Genomic DNA, 954 nt, shown 5'->3' with positions numbered 1-954 from the left:
GTCAGGTGCGGCGAGCTCAGCAGTGCCGCCGTGTACGCGCCCACCGCGTAGAACGCGATGTAGCCGAGGTCGAGCAGGCCGGCGAAGCCGACCACCACGTTCAGGCCCAGCGCGAGCATCACGTACAGCATCGCGAAGTCGAGCACGCGGACCCAGTAGTTGCCGCCTGCCGAGCCGATGATGATCGGCGCCGCGATCACGAAGGCCGCGGTCAGGATGCCGATGACGACGGTCTTGGCGGTGTTGCGTTCTTCGACGAGCGACGTCGAGGATTCGATCGGTTGAATGGATGTCATGTTGTTTGCTCCCCTTCCGTTACGCGCGGTCCGCGACACGTTCGCCCAGCAGGCCCGACGGACGGAACACCAGCACGATGATCAGCACGATGAATGCGAACACGTCCTGGTAGTTACTGCCGAACACGCCACCCGTGAGGTTGCCGATGTAGCCCGCGCCGAGCTGCTCGATCAGGCCGAGCACCACGCCGCCGACCATCGCGCCGCCGAGGTTGCCGATCCCGCCGAGCACCGCCGCGGTGAACGCCTTCATGCCGGGGATGAAGCCCATGTAGAAGTGCACGTTGCCGTATTCGGACGCGATCATCACGCCGGCCAGCGCGGCGAGCGCGGAGCCGATCATGAACGTCGCCGAGATCACGAAGTTCGGGTTCACGCCCATCAGGCTCGCGGTGTTCGGGCTTTCGGCGATCGCGCGCATCGCGCGGCCGAGCTTGGTCTTGTGCACGAGCAGCAAGAGGCCTGCCATCACGATGAACGCCACCGCGATGATCACGATTTCGGTGACCGAGATCACGGCGCCGGGCGTCGTGTCGGTCGCCTTGATCACGTTGATCGGATCGGTCGGCAGCAATTGCGGGAACGGCAGCGGGTTGCGCGACCAGATGATCATCGCGGCCGTCTGCAGCAGGATCGACACGCCGATCGCGGTGATCAG

General features: G+C 65.1%; 2 protein-coding genes. Both read right to left on the bottom strand.

From position 1 onward, the window contains the following. The coding region (locus tag U4012_RS35555) for an ABC transporter permease subunit (RefSeq protein WP_415750431.1) at positions 1 to 296 on the bottom strand (296 nt) is incomplete at its 3' end. Positions 297 to 315: 19 nt separating this feature from the next. Next, on the bottom strand, positions 316 to 954 hold a 639-nt coding region (locus U4012_RS35550; protein WP_321804547.1), incomplete at its 5' end, for a branched-chain amino acid ABC transporter permease.

This window comes from Burkholderia sp. BCC1988 (genome assembly GCF_905339895.1).
Classification (GTDB): Bacteria; Pseudomonadota; Gammaproteobacteria; order Burkholderiales; family Burkholderiaceae; genus Burkholderia.
The sequence above is the reverse complement of the archived record's forward strand: the minus strand, read 5'-3'. Positions and strand labels throughout refer to the sequence as shown.